This is a genomic window from Pseudomonas sp. SMN5, assembly GCF_052041925.1.
Lineage (GTDB): Bacteria > Pseudomonadota > Gammaproteobacteria > Pseudomonadales > Pseudomonadaceae > Aquipseudomonas.
Genome location: NZ_JBKGGX010000027.1, coordinates 12891 through 33627, shown reverse-complemented (window position 1 = coordinate 33627; position 20737 = coordinate 12891). Strand labels below are relative to the sequence as shown.

The window sequence follows — 20737 nt, the reverse complement described above, 5'->3', positions numbered from 1 at the left end:
CACTGCGTTGCGCCCCTTAGAGCGAACCCGAAAGGATGAGTAGGATGCTGCGCTGCAAACCCCGGATGAACTTGAATGCTTCCCGTCGCAATGGCGAATTATCGGTATGGCGGCTCAAGCCGTTGGCACAGGCCATTGCCTTGCTGATGGTGGCCGGCAATGCCCAGGCGGCGACGGCGTTCAGTTCGGCCTGGTTTGCCGCCAAGGGGGCATCCCCGGCCGGTGGTGCGGCACGGCCCACCACAGCGTTGCCCGGCATGCCGCCACCCTTGGCGCAGCAACAACGGGCCAATGCCCAGTTGCAGCGTTCGCTGACCAACCTCAACAACACCGTGGCCGCCATCGCGGCTCAGCAGGCGGCACAGGCCGCCGGGCGGCAAGCCGCGTTCGGGCAGATCCAGACCGTGCCCGACGGCTTGGGCGAGGGCGGGCTCAAGGTCGACAACAGCCTGACCCAGGGCTGGCTCAACGCCAAGGGGCCGCAGCAGACCCAGGCCGGTGGCAAGACCACGGTGAAGATCGAGCAGACCGCCGACAAGGCGATTCTCAACTGGGAAACGTTCAACGTCGGGCGCAACACCACGGTGGATTTCCAGCAGCAAGCGGACTGGGCCGTGCTCAACCGGGTCAATGACCCTCAAGCGCGACCGAGCCAGATCCAGGGCCAGATCAAGGGCAATGGCACGGTGATGCTGGTCAATCGCAACGGCATCATTTTCAGCGGCAGCAGCCAGGTCAACGTACGCAACCTGGCGGCGGTGGCGGCCAATATCAGCGACGAGCAGTTCAGCCAGCGAGGGTTGTACGTCGACGCCACCGGCACCCAGCCAACCTTCACCGATGCCGCCGGCAAGGTTGAAGTGCAACGCGGCGCACAGATTGAAACCCGCCGCGCCGCCACTTCCACCGCCGGCGGTGGCTATGCCTTGCTGTTGGGCTCGGAAGTGGAGAACGCCGGTTCCATCATCACCGCCAAGGGCCAGACCACCCTCGCGGCGGGCGACAGTTTCTATATCCGTCGTGGGCAGGGCACCAGCGGCAACCTGCGCTCCACCACCCGTGGCAATGAGGTGGCGACGTCGCTCAAACCGGGCAGCAGCGCCGGCACGGTGATCAACAGCGGTCTGATCCAGGCCAGCACCGGGGACATCACCCTCACCGGCCACACTGTGCAGCAAAACGGCGTGGCGGTGGCCAGCAGTTCGGTGGACACGCGCGGCACCGTGCATTTGCTCAACGCCATCAGCGACACCGGCGGCAGCGTGACCCTGGGGCAGGGCAGCACCACCGCCGTGCTGCTCGACGCCGCCGGCGGCAGCGCGCTGGACAGCCAGCGCAATGCCGGGCCCGCCGGCCTGGATGGCACGCCGAACAACCTGATCAGCGGACAGTTCAACAACCTCAGCAGCGTGGTCGACCGTAGCGACCAGTCGCGGATCGAGATCGTCAGCGGTGGCAGCGTCGACTTCCAGAACGGCTCTATCACCTTGGCCACCGGCGGGCAGGTTGCGGTCAGCGCCGCGGGACGCAGCCTGGTGCGCGATGGCGCGGTGATCGATGTGTCCGGCGCCATCGGCGTCAAGGTGGCGATGGAGTCCAACTCCATCAAGGTCAACGTCCAAGGTAACGAACAACGGGATGCGCCGATCAACCGCGAAGGCGGCAAGCTGACCAACAGCGACGTGTGGGTGGACGTGCGTGACCTGGTCTACGTCCCGGCGGGTACCAACGGTTACGCCACCGACCGCTGGTACACGGCGGGTGGCCTGTTGGAGGTTGGCGGTTATCTAGGCACCCGTGGGCATAGCGTCGGTGAGTGGGCGGCCCAGGGCGGTACCCTGACGTTCACCGGCAACGACGTAGTGACCCAGCAGACCGCCCAGTTGAATCTGTCCGGCGGCACCCTGGATGTGCAGAGCGGCTACCTGCGCCAATCCTGGCTCAAGGGTGCCAATGGTCGCTTGTATGAGCTGTCCAAGGCCCCGGGCGACATTCTTTACACCGGCATCTACAAGGGCTACGAAGACCACAGCCAACGCTGGGGCCAGACCGATTACTACTACAACCCGCTGATCGCCCCTCGCGAGCGTTTCGAGGCCGGCTACACCGTCGGCCGCGATGCCGGCAAGCTGGTGGTGTCGACCCGCAACGCCGTGCTGGAAGGACAGATCGTCGGCGAGGTCTACCAGGGTGAACGCCAGACCCAGGCGCCGAACCTTAGCCTCGACGGCTACCAGCAATCGCAAAACGCCGTGGCCCGACGTGCGCAATTATGGGTCGGCAGCTACACGCCAATCCATGACAAGGCCAGTGGCGTGATCAACAGTGGCCTCAACCCCACCTTCGATCAGGTCACGCTCGGCAAAGTGACCGACAAGCTCGCTGCGGGGCTCGACCTGACCTCGGTGGTCGGCGCTGACCGACAAGGCAAACTGGAGCTGGACAATGCGCTGCTCAGTGGCTTCCAGCTCGGCGCGGTCAAGGTGGCGGCGGGTGAGGGCATCAAGGTCGATGGGGCACTGAAGGTCGCCGACGGCGGCGACATCACGCTATATGCGCCGCAGGTCGAGGTGAACGCCGACTTGACGGCCCGCAGCGGTCGCATTGCCTTGGGTAACGTGCTCAAACAGGTCAGGGCCGATAACTTCCAGATGGCAGACATCACACTTTCACCCGCCACGGGACAACGGGCGACGGTCACATTGGGCGAGGGCGTCAAGCTCGACACCGCCGGGCGCTGGAGCAATCTGCTGCTCGACGGCAACGACCGCCAAGGCCTGCCGTTCATCAACGGCGGCAGCGTGTCCGTGCGTAGCAGTGGCGATATTGATGTGCAGCAGGGCAGCCTGATTGACGTCAGTTCCGGCGCTGCCGTGATGGCCGATGGCAAGACTCGCGGCGGCAAGGGCGGGGATTTGACCTTGACCGCGAGTACCGGTGCATCGTCCGGGAACGGCGACTTGAACCTCGAAGGTGAACTGCGCGGTACCGGCGTGAGTGGCGGCGGGACCTTGAAGCTGGCGGCCAGTAAAGTGCTGATCGGCAACAGCGGCACCCCCCTCGAACCTGGCACTTTGCAACTGGCCGGCGATTTCTTCGACAAGGGTTTCTCGGCCTATGACATCACCGGCAACAAAGGCCTGAGCGTGGCCGACGGAACCCGGGTCGATGTGACCATGCCGGTGTACCGTGTTGGTGAACAGGCGTTGGTCACCGGCAGCGACGTGGAGCCGGCCGCTGCCTTGCAGCGCTGGACGCCGGCGCTGTATCAGGAAGATGCGGTCAAAGGTGTCCTGACCCAGCGTCGTGGTGCGAGCCTGAGCCTGACCGCCGGCACCGCGGATTCCAGCGCCGTCGACATGGCGAGCACGGTATTGAGCTTGGGCAAGGGCAGCGTCATTACCGTTGATCCAGGCCAGGGCATCGATGTCCGGAGCAGCGGGCAATTGACCGCCAACGGCACGCTTAACGCCTGGGGCGGGCGGGTCAGCCTTACCGAGTTGAGCGTCGATGATGCGGTTCGCGATCAGGTCAATGCCCAGGGCCACGGTCGTTCCATCTGGCTGGGCGAGCAGGCGCTGATCGATGTATCGAGCCGGGCGATGACAGCTCAGGATATGCGCGGCCAGACTTATGGCCTGGTGCGCGACGGCGGGCAGATTGTCATCGGTGGCCGCATTGATGGCGCGAAAGGATCGACGTCTGCCTCCGAGCTGTTTGTGGTGGTGCGCGACGGTGCCCGTCTGCAAGCGGATGGCAGCCAGGCCGTGCTGGATGTCGCTGGTCAGGGGCGCACGCTGGTGGCGAGCAACGGCGGCAGCATTTCCCTGGCGTCGGCCAATGGCTTGTATCTGGACGGCGCATTAAGCGCCCGTTCGGGAGGCGCCGGGGCGGCGGGGGGTAGCCTGTCGGTGGCGCTGGAAACGCCCTACTACCTGAAAAGCGCAGTCGATGGCCGGGTGTTGAACGTGCGCGAGCTGGTGTTGGAACAGGTGGCTCAGGCACATCGGCTTGGCGACACGGCTGAAGCATCGGCGGGTTCGCTGGTTTACGGTCACGGTCGGCTAGGGGTCGATCAGGTCCAGGCCGGTGGTTTCGACAATGTGTCCTTGTTGAGCAACGGACTGATGAGCGTCGATGGCAACCTGTCGATGTCCCTCGGACAAAGCCTGAGCCTGTACGCCCGCAGCTTTGGATTGAGTGCAACCGCGCCAGCCGATACCCGGGTCGAGTTCAATGCACCCCATGTGTTGCTGTCTACGGCGACAGGGCTGGCGACCACTCGTCCGAGTTTTGAGCCTTACACCCGGCCAGTGATCGAGGGTGGCGCGGTGTCTCTATTGGCGAACAAGGCGGTGTTATCCGTCAACGCGGATCTGCTGGATGTGCAAGGCAATGTGACGTTCAGCAGCAAAGGCACAGTGAGGCAAGCCGACGGCAGCACGCTGGAGCTTGAGCGCGCAGGTTTCGATCAGGTCCGGCTACGCAGCCGGGGTGATCTGCGATTCCTGGCCGGGTTCTCAAGCGCCGATATGCCTACGGGTTTTACCACGCAGTTGCTGACCCCTTCGGACATGCTGTTGCAAGCGGCCCAGCTGTATCCGGCGACGGGGGTCGGGGCTCGGGTGTTGGCGGGGTCTGGTTGGGGGACATCGGATAATGGTACCCCTCTCTACGACCCGGCACGCAGCCTGGTTATCGGGCGCACAACCCAGATAACGCCCCAGATACCCTATTCGGCATTCGGGCGCTTGCAACTGGGTAGCGCGACCATCGAACAGGGGGGCGTGGTTCGGGCGCCATTGGGGTTGATTGAGGTCGGCACTAACGGCGGCGTAGGGGGGTATGCCATCAGCGATCGGGTAAGTCTGTTGCCGGGCAGCCTGACGTCGGTCAGCGGCTTGGGCCTGCGATTGCCCTATGGCGGCACGGTCGATGGTCAAAGTTATGAGTACGCTGGCAAGAAGGTGGTGTTGTCCGGACAGGGTGCAGTACCCGGCCTAAGCGCCGACATTAACATCGGCGTCATTCTGGGCGGGCGGTCGGTCAAGGCACAGGAAGGTTCGGTGCTTGACCTGTCCGGTGGCGGTGATCTGCTCGGCGCTGGCTTTATCTCAGGCCGTGGTGGTTCTACTGACGCACGTTTCAATCCGCTGGTACAAATGGGTGTCAATGGCGGTTTCACCTTGCCTGGTCTTTCCAGCAACCCGGTCTACGCCATTGTGCCGGGCAACCAGAGCCCGTACGCGCCGGTCGCCCCCGAGGGCGGCGCTGTGGATCCGAGGGTGGGGCAGCAAATCACCATCGGTGCTGGCGTTGCGGGGCTGGCCGCAGGCACCTATACGTTGATGCCGTCCACCTATGCCTTGCTGCCGGGTGCGTTCCGGGTTGAGATCAATGGCTTGGCGGGGCAAGTCGCCACAACGGGCGCGCAACAGATGCGCAACGGTTCCTGGGCGACCGGCGGGGTGCTGTCGGTGGCCAATACCGGGCAGCGCAACAGTTTGTCCAGTCAGGTCATTCTGACGTCGGGGGATGTGCTGCGTCGTTATTCGCAATACAACGAAACGAGCTACGCGCAATTCGCCGTGGCCGACGCCGCTCGTCTGGGCGTACCCCGGGCAATGCTGCCGGTAGACGCCAAGACCTTGAAACTGAACCTGGCCCCTGGAGCAGGGGATCAAGCCTTCTCCTTCAAGGGCATCGGCAAGTTCGCGCCTCAGGTGGGAGGCTTCGGCGGTTCCGTCTCAGTGGTTGGTTACGCCCGGAGCGCGCTGGAAGTGGTTGCGGATGGGCGTGGGGCCACGGCTGGTTTCGAGGGCGTGACCCTCACTGCCCAAAGCCTGAATGCATTGAACGCTACGCGTCAGGTCATAGGCGGCCTGTTTTCGGTTAGTTACGGTCAAAGCGGAAATTACGTGACTCCGGTGTTTGAGATGTCGCGTAGCGTGACATTGCGTGAAGGGGCGGCTTTAGCAGCACCTGAGGTTTTCCTGTTGGCCAATGGCGGCGAGCTATCGATGGAACAGGGCGCTGTCATCAACACCATCGGTCGTGGCGCGGCTGCTTACGACGCCCGAAATGGCTTTATTTACAGTCTCAACAACGACGCCAATATGCTGGCCGCCTCCAATGGTTTGCTCAGCGTACTGGCCCCTCCATCGGGCGGCGCAGGCTCCATCAATATCGGTGGCTGCCGCCTGACGCCTTGCAGTGGCGTCACACGCATTCACTCCGAAGGCAGTATCGTTGCAGGCACCGCTGGCAGCCTGGAACTGGACGACCAGGTACGTTACGGCACCCGTCACCTGACCCTGGCCCTGAGCAACATCAACGTCGGCACCGCCCAGGCATTGAGCGATGCGTCGGGGCGCAATGTACTGCCTGCCGGTCTGACCCTGAGCCAGACCGTCCTGGATCGCCTGTTGCGCGGGGACACCCAATATGGTGCTCCGGCCCTGGAGACCCTCGAACTGTCGGCCAGTCAGGCGCTGAATTTCTATGGCACCGTCAGCCTCGACACCTATGATTCGGCCACTGGTAAGTCGCGCCTGAACAACCTGATGCTCAGCACCCCGGCGATTTATGGCGCCGGCAACGCCAATGACGTAGCGACCATCCGCACCGCCAACTTGATCTGGAACGGCGCCGTCGGCGCGCCGGGTTCGGTCATCGCCGGCGGGGCCGGGACCGGCGCCGGTCGCCTGGACATCCAGGCCCAGCGCATCGAGTTCGGCTATGGTGAATTCGCCCAGCCGAGCTCGGTCACTACCCTGGACCGTCTGGCCCTGGGCTTTGCCAACGTCAACCTCAGCGCCAGCGAGCGTCTGACCGCCAACCACAAGGGCAGCCTGGCGGTGTATCAGACCCAGGGTGCATACGACCCGAAAACAGGTTTCGCCTACAGCGGCGGCAACCTGAATATCCTCACTCCGTTGTTGACCGGTGAAGCCGGTTCGATCAACCGCATCACTGCGGGTGGGGCGATCAACGTAGCGGGTGCGGGCACCAAGCCGGGCGCTGTCTCCGGGCTTGGCGGCGAGCTATCCCTCAAGGGCACGACCGTCAACCTGGCCAGCGCGGTGGTGCTGCCCAGTGGCAAGCTGACCCTGAGCGCGACCCGCGACCTGACCCTGGCCGATGACGCGCAGATCGACGTGGCGGGTCGCACGCTGACCTTCAACGATGTGACGCGCTACAGCGCTGGCGGCGAGGTGATTCTGCAAAGCCAGAACGGCGACATCCGTCAGGCCGATGGCTCGACCATCGACGTCTCGGCTCGCAACAACCAGGCCGGTCGGCTCAGCGCCGTGGCCGTGGACGGGGCGGAAGGCGTGGTGGACCTGCAAGGGCGGATTCTGGGTAGCAGCACGGGCGAATACGACGCCGGTGGCACCGCCATGCCGTACCTGGCCGGCAGCGTGGAGATCCAGGCCCAGCGCCTGGGCCACAGCGGCAGCCTCAGCGAGCAGTTCGCGGCGTTGAACCAGCGTTTGAACGATGGGCAGGTGTTCGGCGCCCGGGGGTTCCAGCTCAAACAGGGCAGCCTGGTGATCGGCGACGGGCTCAAGGCCTCGTCGATCAACGTGTCGGTGGACAACGGCAGCCTGCTGGTCAACGGTAAGGTGGACGCCAGCGGTGAGCGCGTTGGCAGTATCTATCTGGCCGCCGGCAATGCCCTGACCCTGGGCAGCGCAGCGGTGCTCGATGCCCATGGCCGCCGCCTGCGGGTGGACAGCTACGGCAAGATCATCGACTCGCCGAACCGTGCCATTGTGGACCTGACCGCACGACAAGGGCTGCTGACCCTGGGCAATGGTGCCCGTATCGACCTGCGCCATGGCACCGAGGTAACGCTGGGCAGTAAGCCGGGCATGAATGACGGTCGCGCTCGCGGAACATTGCAGCTCAACGCACCACGACTGGGCGGTGTTTCAGGCGGCGACGTAGCGATCGATGCCAGCGGCGCCGTGGATGTCCAAGGCGCCCGCTCGATCGCGCTGGTGGCTATGTGGCAATACGACGATGCACCGCTGATCAACGTACCGGCGGCCAGCGGCAAGCCTTATCAGGTCATCGATCAAGCGTGGTTGGACGCTGTGCACGATGACAACACCGCGTTCATCACTCAGGCCCACGCCAACGACGATCTGTTGCAGCGCAAACTCGCCGGACTGCACAACAGCCGCTATCGCGATGTGTTCCATCTGCGCCCTGGCGTGGAGGTGGTGAGCGCGACGGCCGATGGCGACCTGGTGGTCCAGGGCGATCTGGACCTGTCGCGCTATCGCTATGAGAGCCTCAATCCGCATAACCGACTGGACGAGAACGTCTATGGCTCCGGCGAATCCGCGAGCCTGACGTTGCGCGCCGGGGGCGATCTGAATATCTATGGCAGCATCACCGATGGTTTCGCCCAGCCGCCGGCCAGCAACGATGACAAGGGCTGGGTGCTGTTGCCGGGTATTGATTTTGCGGCGGGCGATATCGTCGTGCCCGGTCCCGGCGTAACCCTGGCGGAGGACACGGCGTTTCCGGCCGGCTCGGTGCTCAATTTCGACGTCCCGCTCAAGGGCGCCACCCTGGCGGCGGGGACGCGGCTGCCGGTAGCCGCGACGCTTGAACAACCTTTGGTACTGCCGGCGGGCACGGTGCTCGCCGCGGCGGTGCATGACGCCTCGGGTAATCTGTTGTTCGCCGCCGGCACTTTGTTGGCTTCGACTCAGACCCTTGAGGCGGGCACAGTGCTGGGGGCTGGGAGCCTGCTGGGCAGCAGCGCAACCATTGGCGGCCTGACCTGGCCCAAAGGCGTTGCACTGCCAGGCATTGCGGACGCGACCCATGGCTTGACCAACGTCGTGCGTCTCAGCGGTCCCCTGGCATTGAACGTGGGTTCGAAAATTCCTTCAGGTACCGACATCAAGCTGCCGGCGGGTGTCGAGTCGGTGCAACTGCGTCCGGAAGTGGCGGGCAGCAACTGGGCCATTGCGCCAATGCTGGCTGAGGGCTCGCAGTCCTGGTCCCTACGGTTGGTGGCCGGCGCCGATACGCAGGCGGCGGACAGTCGGGTCGTGCAGCCGGCATCGGCCAGTGGCGATCTTCACCTGGCTGATAGTCATTACGGCGTATTTGGTGTGCCGAGTATGGTCTGGACCGAAGCCGGATCGCTGGAGTTTTTTGGTGATACCAGCATGGTAGGGCAGCCCGTGGACTTCGTTGGGTTCGGCGATCCTAATCTGTGTATCGACGACCCGTCTCGTTGTGAAGAGGGTGGTCCCCCCGGATATAAGCCGGGCAGCCAACGCTGGAGTGTCATTCGTACTGGCACGGCAGACCTTGAGTTGCTGTCGGCCGGTGATTTGAAAATGGATTCCCTTTATGGGGTCTACACCGCCGGCAGCTCGGCCAACGCAACCTACGCTGGCGACCCGTACAACCAGCCCAAGGCGTTGGGGGCAGGAAATACAGTGCTCAATGACGCAACAGGCGAAAATGAGCAATTCGTGGACGGCGGCGTCAACAGTGTCTATCGCGCTTGGTACCCTGATGCGGGTGGCAACTTGACCTTGAAGGTCGGTGGTAACCTGATCGGCAATGCCATGGATGTTTCCAGCAGCAGTTATGGGCGGCCCAATCTACTCGACACCGGCTACGACACGGTCAATGTCGGTAACTGGTTGTGGCGTCAAGGCAACGGTTCTGTCGCTACGGGTAGCGGGGCACAGCCGTCCGCCTGGTGGATCAATTTTGGTAGCTACACCGCTGCCCAGGATCCCAGCAAGGCCGATCTGATGGTTGGATTTACCGGTTTCGGTACGCTGGGCGGCGGCGACCTGAATGTTCAGGTCGCCGGCGATGCCGGGGTAATCGATCAACTGACGGGTAGTCTTCTTCAATTCGGCAGCAGCAGCCGTAGCCAGGGTTTAGTGCTCGCGGTGGGCAGCACCGGTCGCGTAGGCTCCGATGGCAGTCTGCAGCTGACCGGCGGTGGTGATCTCAATCTGCATGTGGGCGGTGCCTTGAATCCCGGGAGCCCGTTCGTGGCCGGGCATCTCAACGGTGCGGTCACCAACCTGCGCGGCCACGCACAGATCGATAGCGGCGCCATCGGCCGTATCGACCTTCAATACGGCAACGCTGCCTCGGCGCAGTCCCCCGGAGAAACGCGAGCCTACGACTCCTTCAAGTCCACGCGAGGATTTGCTACCGGTGGCCTGACCCTCATGCCGGGCGATGCCACTTTCGATCTGACAACCTCGGGCGACCTTGTCGTGATGGACGTCGCCGACCCGGGACGGGCGCCGATGATGAGCGCCTCTCGCTTCAAGGACGCCGACAGTAACGGATCCGGACTGAGCTGGTTCACGCTATGGACGGCTAATACTGCGATCGACTTGTGGTCGTCCGGAGGTAACCTGACGCCTTTCACCTCCAGTACCGCAACGGACCTGGCGGTGGTCTACCCATCGATTCTCAGAGCGGTGGCGGCCAGTGGCAGCCTCTATTACGGAAAATCTTCGGCAGTCTATGACGCAGGCTACAGCGGCGATAATCGTCCAGCCCTGCTGCTCGCTCCCGGCATCAACAGCGAGTTGCAATTCATGGCCGGCGATTCCATTTATGGGGGCGACATGTCGGTCAGTCGTTCCGGCGCCGCGTCGACCGCTTTGGCGACGCCATTGCGGCCAGCGTATGCCGCTTCCGTCGATAGCGGCATCAGTATCAAGGTCAGCAATCTCTCGGCTGATGGCAATCCCGTGCGCCTTAGTTCGAACATGCTGCCGCTGTTTGCCTTCGACACCAGCAGCGCTTCCAACGAATGGGCCCTCAATGCCGATCCTGTTCGCTTCTATGCGCTTGAAGGCGACTTGCTGGCGGTGACCACCGGTCGATCCATGACATCCGCTTCCACGGCCAGATGGCCTGGGCGAATTGCATACGAAGGCGCCGGAACTGTCCGGATGATGGCTGGACGAGACATCGTCAGCAGCGGGGTACCGCTGGCCGGATCGCGCAGTGATGACAACAATGAAGCGGGGAACTACACCGTCGCCGGCAACCTCTTCATCCACAACAACCCCACCGATATCTCCATCGTCTCGGCCGGGCGCGACATCCTCTACAGCAACTTCAACGTCGCCGGTCCCGGCCTGCTGGAGATCACTGCCGGGCGCAACATCCTGATGGACGACAAGGTCAGCATCACCAGCCTCGGCGCCGTGGTGCCGGGCGATTCGCGCCCTGGCGCGAGTCTGGTGCTGCAAGCCGGCGCGGGTCTCGACGGGGCGGATTACCAGCGCTTTATCAAGGCGTACCTGGACCCGGCGAACCAGGCACTGGCCGGCGTGCCGCTGGCGAGCCAGGACGGTAAGGTCGCCAAGACTTATGAAGCGCAACTGGTGGACTGGCTGCAGCGGCGCTTCGGCTTCAGCGGCGACAGCGAGCAGGCCCGTGCCTATTTCGCGGCGCTGCCGGCCGAACAGCAGCGGGTGTTTGCCCGCGAGGTGTACTTTGCCGAGCTCAAGGCCGGTGGGCGTGAGTACAACGAAGCCGGTGGTGTGCGCCAGGGAAGCTATCTGCGCGGTCGGGAGGCCATCGCGCTGTTGTTCCCGGACAAAGATGTGGCGGGCAATGCGATCACGTACAAGGGCGACATCACGATGTTCGGTGGGGCAGGCGTGCACACCGATTTCGGCGGCAGCATCCAGATGCTTACCCCGGGCGGTGGCCAGACCTTCGGCATCGAGGGCAATGCACCGCCATCCACCGCGGGGGTCATCACCCAGGGCGAGGGTAATATCCAACTGTACGCACACAACAGCATCCTGCTGGGGCAGAGCCGGATCATGACCACCTTTGGCGGTTCGATCCTCGGCTGGTCGGCCCAGGGCGACATCAACGCCGGGCGCGGTTCGAAGACCACGGTGGTCTACACGCCGCCAAAACGGCTGTACGACACCTGGGGCAATGTGAGCCTGTCGCCGTCGGTGCCAAGCACCGGTGCCGGTATAGCCACCCTCAATCCGATTGCCGAGGTGGCGCCCGGCGACATCGACCTGATCGCGCCGCTGGGCACCATCGATGCGGGCGAGGCGGGGATCCGGGTCTCGGGTAATGTGAACATCGCGGCATTGACCGTCGTGAATGCGGCGAACATCCAGACCCAGGGCAAATCCACCGGCGTGCCGCTGGCGGCCACGGTCAACACCGGGGCAATTACCTCCGCCAGTTCGGCGGCCTCTTCGGCGACCCAGGCGGCTGAGGATGTGGCGCGCCAACAGCAGTCGGCGGCGCGGCAGAACCAGGCGTCGGTGTTCACCGTGCAGGTGGTGAGCTTCGGCACCGAACAACTGGCGCCGTCCCGGGACGGCGCCAGCCGCGAAGCGCCGAGAACCTATGACCCCGCCAGCCCCGTGCAGGTGCTCGGTGCCGGGCCCTTGGATGAGCAGACCCGACAGCGGTTGACCGAGGAGGAGCGGGGGCGGTTGAGTTTGTGAGGCAGGGGATGCGTGCGGTGGTGACTGTGCCGGCGCCATCGCGAGCAGGCTCGCTCCCACGGTGGATCCGTGGGTACGCAGGATTTGCAGGCATGCCGAAGATTCCGTGGGAGCGGGCTTGCCCGCGAAGGCGATGGTTCAGCCGCCAAAGATGTTGGCTGCTAGAGCGCGTTCGCGAGCAAGCCCGTTCTCAAATGGGATTTCCTGGCGGTCACGGAACCCGAATCCAACCCCAATTCCCTGTGGGAGCGAGCCTGCTCGCGATGGCGGTCTATCGGTTTGTGAATACTTCGAGTGTGCCTTACAACCACCGCGGTGTGGTAAAGAACGAGGCCATTTCCGAGCGGGCCAGGGCCGAGCCGAAGTAGGGGCCTTGCACATGGTCGCAGGCGACGCTGCGCAGCTGGCCGTATTGGCGGGCGTTCTCGATGCCTTCGGCAGTGACCGTCAGCCCTACGCTACGACTCAACCGGATCATCGCCAGCACGCCTTCCTGGTCTTGCTCCAGGCCCAGTTGCGCGAGGATGTTGCGATCGAAGCGGATACCGTCGAACGGCTGGTTCAAGACTTCACGCAAGGATGCGATGTTGGTACCGAACTTGTCGATGTTGATCCGCACGCCCAGTTTTTTCAGGGCGTGCAGGGTATTGGCGACGGTCTTGTGATCGGTCAGCAGAATCCCCTCGGCCACTTCCAGTGTCAGGCGGTGCGGATCCAGGCTGCTCGCATCCAGGGCTGTTTGCACTTGTTCGAGCAGAAAGCTGCTGCTGAACCACTTCGGGGAAACCGCCAGGGAGACATTCACCGTGTCCGGCCAGGTTGCCGCCTCTTCGCACACGTTGATCAGCATCCACGTGCCCAGGTCTTGCAACTGCCCGGACGCTTCGGCGATCGGGATGAAGTCGGCCCCGCCCAGCTCGCCTTTTTCAGGGTGGTGCCAGAACGTTTGCGCTTCGAAGCCGTGCAATTGTTCGGCGTTCATGTCGAAACGAGGCAGGTAGCGCAGTTCCAGTTGGTCCCGGTGCATCGCATCACGCAGTTGCTGTTCGTAGCGCCGACGGTCGCGCGCGACGTTGCCCATGGCCTCTACGTACACCCGCCAGGTGTTGCGACCGGCTGCCTTGGCCGCATACAAGGCGATGTCGGCATGGCGCAGCAGTTCGTCGGCGCGCTCATCACCGGGCTGCGCCCAGGCCACTCCGATGCTCACGCCCAGGTACAAGGTGTTGTCGCCCAGGTGCATGGGCCGCTGCATGCAATCGATCAAGCGCTGGCACAGCTGGTCCAGATCCTGTGCCTTGCCAGGGTTGGGCATGACGATGACGAACTCATCACCGCCCAGGCGCGCCACCAGGTCGGTGCTGCGTACATTCTGCTGAAGGATATGTGCCACCTCCTTGAGCACCTTGTCCCCCACGGCATGCCCAAGGGAGTCGTTGACCGGCTTGAAGCGGTCCATGTCCAGGTTCAGCACCGCCAACGGCACGCCATTGGCCGGATCGAGGTGTTCGCTCAGGCAATCGAACAAGCGATTGCGGTTCGCCAGCCCGGTCAGCGGGTCGTGCAGGGAAAGGTGCTTGATCTGCGCCAGCGCCCGCAGCTCCTCGGTGATATCCGTGGCGGTGCCGCGAAAGCCCAGGGTGCCGGCCTCGATGGCCCGAACCGAAAGCTTGCAGGTGCGGATGCGTTGGTTGCGCGCCGTGTACTCGCAGAGCAGTGGGGTCGAGGACGCGCTGTTGGCTCCGCCGAGCAGCCACTGGGCAATCGAGATCGAACCGCCATGGGGATGTAGCAACCGGTGCAGGGGCTTGCCCAGCCAATCGGCAGGATTGAAGCCGGTGACTTGTTCGAAACGTTCCGACAGATAAGTCAGCGTCCCGTTCGAATCGACCTCCCATAACCAGTCAGACGATACTTCGGCGATATCCCGGAAGCGTTCTTCGCTGCGCTCCAACGCCTTGCGGTGCGCCAGCAGGCTGGCGTACTGACGCTCCTGAGCGCGGAGCATGACCAGCGCATGGCGCAACACGGCCAGAGCCAGGACTGCCAGCACCAGCAAAGCGACGGCCAGCAACGGCAAGAGGACTTTGCGCAGGTCATTGCCGGGTGTCGCCGGACGCCAGGTCAGCGCCTCCCGGGTCAGATTGTCCAGCAGCACCTGGGCAGTATCGGGTGGGCCCGGGGACCAGGCGATATGGGCATCGGGCAGGGCGAAGTCGCGGGCCAGGTTTTGCAGCGATGGGGTATCGAGCACTTTCACGAACAGCAACAGACTCGGCGGACCGGGAATCTCGGGCACGCTATTGTCAGTACCGGTGGTGATGGCAGCGGTGGCAACGAATGCCGGTGCGCCGTTGTGATGAGCCATCTCGACAATCACTTCGTCGCGGTTTTCCGGGGCGCGGGCTTTCTTCATCAGCGCCCGCAGATCACCCGCCAGCCAGGTCTGGGCAGCGACTTCGCTCATCTCGCCGTCGATGACCGAATAGACGGTTTTGCCGGTGGGGGAAATGACAAACACTGCCTGGTAGCCGTAGAGCGAAAATACGCTGCTGCCGACGTTTTCCTGATCGTAGGCCCAGTCTTTGTCCATCTTGATGTGCAGGTGCCGGTAGGCGTCGCTCCACTTGGAGTAGTCGCTCAGGTCCCGACCGATGCCGGTACGGATACCGTCGATCGCCCGTTGGGCAAAGAACAGGCTCTGCTCGCGGGCGCGGCGGTCCTGGACTTCGGTGATGTTGAGCAGTACGGCAATCGCCAGTGCGGACATGACGAACAGCAGCAACATGATGGCCGGGAAGGTCCGACGGGTGAAGCTTCGGCTTGGCGAGCCCGGAGGCAGCTCGGTTGGATCGTTGCCCGCATCGTCAGTCATAAAAATAAGTCATCAGCAAAAAGCGATTTCACCCGCACATGTCCTGTATCGGCGGGTGGGGTGATTAACTTAGTCATGATGGCGAAATCATTCTGTGGCAGGGGGCTTGTCCTGGCTTGAGTGCGAAGCTTTCTCAAGAAGCTTTCTCAAGAAGGGGGCCTGCTTTGCAGGCCAGCGCGAGCAAGCTCCCTCGCCACGGGGTGGGTTTGCAGCTTCAGTCCTTGTCTTTGCGCTGGCCAGGCAGGAGGCTGCTGAGCACCTGCTTGGCGGTTTCCACCACGATGCCGCGCTCGTTCGGGTCGCCCTGGAGCAGGGTCGAGGCGAATTTTTTCGCCTGTTCCAGCTTGATGTGCGGTGGCAGGGGCGGTACGTCGGGGTCTGTGCGAAATTCGATCAGCACCGGACGATCCGCTGCCAGCGCTTGCTCCCAGGCGCCGGCGACATCGTCTTCGTGCAGCACCAGGATGCCCTTCAGGCCGATGGACTCGGCGAACAGGTGGTAAGGCACGTCGGGAATGTCCTGGGAAGCGGAAAATTTCGGGTCGCCCTCCATGACCCGTTGTTCCCAGGTCACCTGATTCAGGTCGCGGTTGTTGAACACCGCGCAGATCCAGCTGCCATTGGCCCAGGTGCGCCAGTATTTGGCGACGGTGATCAACTCGGCCATGTTATTCATCTGCATGGCGCCATCGCCCACCAGGGCGACCACCGGACGGTCCGGATGGCAGAACTTGGCGGCAATGGCATAGGGCACGGCGGCGCCCATGGACGCCAGGCCACCGGACAACGAGCACATCATGCCGCGCCGGATCTGGATATCCCGGGCGTACCAGTTGGCGCAGGAACCGGAGTCGCAGGTGATGATGGCGCGATCGGGCAGGCGGGGCGACAGTTCGAACGTGACCCTTTGCGGATTGATCGGCTTGGCCGACACCAGGGCGCGTTTTTCCAGGGTCTTGTCCCAGCGCTCGCGCCACTGCTCGATTTTCTTGCGCCAGGCGCGGTCGGGTTTTTCTTCGATCAGCGGCAGCAGGGCGCGCAGGGTGTCGACGCTGTCGCCATGCAGGCTGACTTCCATGGGGTAGCGCAGGCTGAGCATGTCCGGCTGGATGTCGATCTGCACCCCACGGGCCTGACCTTCGGGGGGCAGGAACTCGGCGTAGGGGAAACCGGAACCGATCATCAGCAGCGTGTCGCAGCCGGCCATCAGCTTGTCGCTGGGTTCGGTGCCCAGCAAGCCGATGGAGCCGGTGACCCAGGGCAGATCGTCCGGCACGGCGGCTTTGCCGAGCAGGGCCTTGGCCACGCCGGCCCCGAGCTTGTCGGCGATGGCGATCACTTCGTCAGTGGCATGCAGCGCGCCAGCGCCGACCAGGATCGCGACTTTCTTGCCGGCGTTCAACACCTCGGCAGCCTTGCGCAGGTCTTCTTCGTAGGGCACCACCTTGGGTTTGCGATAGCCGACGCCGGAATGCACCGTGCCGTGCTGGCGCGGCGGCTCGGTGTAGGCCAACTCCTGGAGATCGTTGGGCAGGATCAGCGCCGTCACCCGGCGCTCGCCCACCGCCGTTCGCACCGCACGGTCCAGCAGATGACGCACCTGGGAGGGCGCGCTGGCCTGCTGCACGAATGCCCCGGCCACGTCCTTGAGCAGGCTGACCAGGTCCAGTTCCTGTTGGTAATGGCCGCCCAGGGCCGTGCGGGCCTGCTGACCACAGATCGCCAGCACCGGCATGTGGTCCAGCCGCGCATCGTACAGCCCGGTCACCAAGTGAGACGCGCCAGGCCCCGAGGTGGCGATGCACACGCCCAGTTCACCTGTGAATTTGGCGTGGGCGCTGGCCATGAAAGCGGCCATTTCCTCGTGCCGGGCCTGAATGAAGCGGATCTTGCCATTGGCCCGGTTCAAGGCGCCGAACACGCCGTTGATGCCATCGCCCGGATAGCCATAGATGCGGCGCACCCCCCATTCATAAAGGCGCTCCACCAGAAAATCACCGACGGTCATGCTCATGTCTGTCCCTCGTTTGACGGCGCCGCCGCGTCGAGCGGCCTGCGCGGTTGACGTGCTTAAGGACTTGACCGACGCACGCCGCCCAAGGTTTCGATTTTTTCACGCAGCGGTGCCGGGCTTGTATCGCAGTGTGTACCGGGGCGCCGTGGATACACCTGCTTGACGAAGGCCGGTGCCTGCGACACAGCGCGGATACACACCGACGATTAACTACGCCAGCCAGCCGACATCGACCCTGCGATGTGGGTGACTGGCGCAATTGATCAATCGAGGAATACTCCATGCTCAACTTCTCTCGCACCTCTTCTCTTGCACTTGGCCTGGCCCTGGTCGGTGGCCTCGGACTGTCCGCCAGCGCGTCGGCCCTGACCATGAACGACCTGGCGCAGGGCTACACCCTGGCTGCGGCGGACACCGTGAAGAAGCCCGCCGAAGGCAAGTGCGGCGAAGACAAGTTCGCCAAGACCGATACCAACCACGACGGCAAGGTGTCGCGCGATGAGTTCATCGCCGCCGCACCGGAGCGTGCGGCTGAATTCGACAAGATCGACGCCAACCACGACGGCGGTATCTCGCTGCCGGAAGCCAAGCAGTACCTGTCCGCCCAGGCGAAAACCGCTGAAGGCAAGTGTGGCGAGGGTAAGTGTGGGGCGGCTATCGAGTCCTGATTACTCCCGTGGGGAGATGGTCATCTATACCGGCCTGAATGTACGCCGTTAAGCAAACCCTGTGGCGAGGGAGCTCGTTCCCGCTGGGCTGTGAGGCAGTCCCATTGTTGTGAGTGCTGCGCACTCAAGCGGGAGCAAGCTCCCTCGCCACGGGGTTTGATGCGTATTTGGAAGCCGGAGCAGGGCTCCCCACATCGCCATTTCAAGGAGATGTGCCATGTCAAATACCCTTTTCCCTTCATCCGCCGGGCTTGGCCTGCGCCGGGCCTTGCTCGACGAGCTGCGCCAGGCTCCCGTCGGGGACTTTGATTTCCTCGAAGTCGCTCCGGAAAACTGGATCGGGATCGGCGGCCCTCACGGCGCCGCTTTGCGCTCCCTGGCCGAACGCTATCCGTTGTCGTGCCACGGCCTGTCACTGTCCCTGGGCGGGCCGGCGCCGCTGGACCTGGGATTCCTGAAGCAGGTGCGCGGCTTTCTGGAGCGCTTTGACGTTCCGTTGTACAGCGAACACTTGAGTTACTGCGGTGACGAGGGGCATCTGTACGACCTGCTGCCGTTGCCCTTTACCGAAGAGGCGGTGCACCACGTGGCGGCCCGTATTCGCCAGGCTCAGGACGTGTTGGGCCGGCGCCTGGCGGTGGAGAACGTTTCCTACTACGCGGCGCCTCGCCAGGACATGAGCGAGCTGGAATTCACCCGCGCGGTCCTGCGCGAAGCCGATTGCGACCTGTTGTTGGACGTCAACAACGTTTACGTCAACGCGATCAATCATGGCTTCGATCCCCAGGCCTTCCTCGACGGCCTGGAGCCTGGCCGGGTAGTGGCGATGCACGTGGCCGGGCACTACGACGAGTCTGAGACGTTGAAAATCGACAGTCATGGCGCGCCGGTCAAACCGGTGGTCTGGTCGTTGCTCGCACACGCCTATGAGCGTTTCGGCGTCCAGCCGACCTTGCTCGAACGGGATTTCAACTTCCCGCCCTATGCCGCCCTAGTGGCCGAACTGCAGACCATCCGCCAGTTACAACAGCAGGCCGAGCCGCGGCGGGCGGTGGCCCATGGTTGAGCCGTCGCGGACGCTGCATCAGCAGCAACAGGCGTTGACCCGCTATTTGCGTGACCCTGAGCATTGCCCGGCCCCGGCCGATATGGACCCGGCGCGAGCGGCGGTGTATCGCGAGCTGATTTTCGAGAACATGCGCTCGCTGCTCAGCGGCACTTTCCCGGTATTGATCAGCCTGCTCGGGCAGGACCAATGGCGCGCTTGCGTGCGCGGCTTCCTGCGCGATCATCGCTGTACCACGCCCAGGTTCGGTGAAATTGCCCAGGAGTTCGTCGGGTATCTCGCCACGGTACAGGCACCGGACTGGCCGCCATTCATGGCGGAGCTGGCGCACTATGAGTGGGTTGAGATGGCGCTGCTGCAATCGGACGCCGAATCGCTGCCTGCCGGTGACGAAGCGTCGTTGCTCGACCAGCCCTTGCGCCTCTCGCCCCTGGCCTGGCCGCTGGCTTATCAATGGCCGGTGCATCGGCTGGCGCCGCACTATCAACCGGCGACGCCGCCGTCCGAACCAACGTTGCTACTGGTGCGGCGAACCGCGCAGTTCCAGGTACGTTTTTCCGAACTGAGCCCGTTGGCCTGGCGGTTGTTGCAGCGCATCGAAGCGTTTCCCGAGCTGGATGGGCGCGAGCAACTGGTGGTGTTGGCGCGGGAGGCCGGGGTCAGCTCGTTCGGATTCATGGAGGATGCGATGGCGCTGGTGCGCAAGATGCACGGAGAAGGGGTGGTTGGCATCTCCACCCAATCCTCCAACTGAAACGCCCAACCTGTGGGAGCGAGCTTGCTCGCGATAGCGGAGTGTCAGTCAATCATAATATTGCTGACCCACCGCTATCGCGAGCAGGCTCGCTCCCACAGGGGGTTGTGTTTTTCTCAGGGGTTGTGTCTGGCCGTGTTATTGGCGGTGCAGGCCTTTCTTTATCAGCGCATCCACACTCAATTTCCCAGCCCCCTGCAACAGCAGCGGCAACAGCGCCACCAGGTAGATCAGTGGCAGTTTGAAGTTGCCATGGCCTTTATTGCTGATCGCATACCCTTGCGCCAGTTCGCTCAAGGTCGACCAGTCTGCCGGCCAGTGCACCGCTGCGGTGGCGACCACGGTGACGATGACCAGTACCAGAGCCGACAATCGCGTTCCCAGGCCGATCAACAGAGCAATGGCGCAGACCAGCTCTGCCCACATCGACAGCTCCCAGTTCCAACTGGCCGGCAGATGATTGAACGGGAAGGGGAAGGCCGACTGGATCTCGGCGAACCAGTTGCTGCCGTTCCATTTCTCCAGCCCGGACTCGAAAAACTCCCAAGCCAGGAACAGCCGCAGGCCCAGGGGCGCGAGCCATGGGCCGGCGTGATCGAGCGGGGTGTGTAGTGCTTTGAGGGTATTGGTGATGGTGGGGTACATATTGATCTCCTTGGGAACCGGCGTTCTGCGCCGGGAACACCAGGGAGTCTTTCAAGCGGGTGTAAGCAGGGTGTGTCTTCAACGGGGCCTTATCGCAAGCTTGTGTAAGCCGAGTACCGGCAGACACATACCTATACAAAAGCCACCACCGTGTTTTGTGTTGTTCTGGAAGATAGGTACACCGCCGTCCCCCTGTGGGAGCGAGCTTGCTCGCGATG

At 63.5% G+C, this 20737-nt stretch carries 7 protein-coding genes; 4 read left to right on the top strand and 3 right to left on the bottom strand.

Annotated features, from left to right (window positions below):
* Positions 1-44: 44 nt before the first annotated feature.
* The gene (locus ACLEJR_RS22610; protein WP_440816606.1) at positions 45-12497 is read left to right on the top strand and encodes a filamentous haemagglutinin family protein; all 12453 of its coding nucleotides are present in this window, start codon (positions 45-47) and stop codon (positions 12495-12497) included.
* Between the two features lie 301 nt (positions 12498-12798).
* Here ACLEJR_RS22610 and ACLEJR_RS22605 read toward each other — a convergent pair whose 3' ends face one another.
* On the bottom strand, positions 12799-15372 hold the full coding sequence (locus tag ACLEJR_RS22605; RefSeq protein WP_440793281.1) for a bifunctional diguanylate cyclase/phosphodiesterase: 2574 nt from the start codon (positions 15370-15372) through the stop codon (positions 12799-12801).
* A 214-nt stretch (positions 15373-15586) separates the two neighbouring features.
* Positions 15587-17386: a thiamine pyrophosphate-requiring protein gene (locus ACLEJR_RS22600; RefSeq protein WP_440816604.1), complete on the bottom strand. Its 1800-nt coding sequence runs from the start codon at positions 17384-17386 to the stop codon at positions 15587-15589.
* Between the two features lie 281 nt (positions 17387-17667).
* On the opposite strand from ACLEJR_RS22600, the gene ACLEJR_RS22595 reads away from it, so the two are divergent.
* The 3 genes from ACLEJR_RS22595 to ACLEJR_RS22585 all read left to right on the top strand — a co-directional run bounded on the left by ACLEJR_RS22595 (position 17668) and on the right by ACLEJR_RS22585 (position 19874).
* The gene (locus ACLEJR_RS22595; RefSeq protein WP_440793277.1) at positions 17668-18054 is read left to right on the top strand and encodes an HvfA family oxazolone/thioamide-modified RiPP metallophore; all 387 of its coding nucleotides are present in this window, start codon (positions 17668-17670) and stop codon (positions 18052-18054) included.
* A gap of 217 nt (positions 18055-18271) precedes the next feature.
* Positions 18272-19120, top strand: coding sequence for an HvfB family MNIO-type RiPP peptide maturase (locus ACLEJR_RS22590; RefSeq protein WP_440816603.1), 849 nt, complete (start codon positions 18272-18274; stop codon positions 19118-19120).
* The gene (locus tag ACLEJR_RS22585; RefSeq protein ID WP_440816600.1) at positions 19113-19874 is read left to right on the top strand and encodes an HvfC family RiPP maturation protein; all 762 of its coding nucleotides are present in this window, start codon (positions 19113-19115) and stop codon (positions 19872-19874) included. The genes ACLEJR_RS22590 and ACLEJR_RS22585 overlap by 8 nt, the downstream gene beginning before the upstream one ends.
* A 138-nt stretch (positions 19875-20012) precedes the next feature.
* Here ACLEJR_RS22585 and ACLEJR_RS22580 read toward each other — a convergent pair whose 3' ends face one another.
* Complete coding sequence (locus tag ACLEJR_RS22580; RefSeq protein ID WP_440816598.1) at positions 20013-20519, bottom strand: HvfX family Cu-binding RiPP maturation protein; 507 nt, start codon at positions 20517-20519, stop codon at positions 20013-20015.
* Between the last annotated feature and the right edge of the window lie 218 nt (positions 20520-20737).